We start from the raw sequence: 368 nt of genomic DNA, 5'->3' as shown, positions 1-368 counted from the left end.
GCAGTGGCGCAGTGCGAGAGCRGCGGCAACTGGGGCATCAACACCGGCAACGGCTWCTCCGGCGGCCTGCAGTTCACGCCGAGCACCTGGGCCGCCTACGGCGGATCGGGTTCGGCGCACAACGCCTCGAAGGCCGAGCAGATCCGCGTCGCCGAGAACGTCCTTGCCGGCCAGGGGCCGGGTGCGTGGCCGGTTTGCGGCCAGTACCTCTGACCGCACCCGCATAACATCTGACCAAACACGTTGTCGCCCCATCGGTTTCATGACCGGTGGGGCGAAACGCATTTCAGTGCAAGACGAAACAGAGTTCCGTGCAAGGTGAAACGGATTCGTGTGCGGTCGATGTCAGGCGCGGGGCGCGGGTGAGC

The 368-nt window shown here is 66.1% G+C and carries 1 pseudogene; it reads left to right on the top strand.

The window, feature by feature from the left end:
* Positions 1 to 210, top strand: a pseudogene (locus AC1DYG_RS20765) (transglycosylase family protein); the annotation flags it as partial.
* Positions 211 to 368 lie beyond the last annotated feature (158 nt).

This window comes from Pedococcus sp. P1_H8 (assembly GCF_056405175.1).
This window is presented reverse-complemented; position numbering and strand designations above follow the sequence as displayed.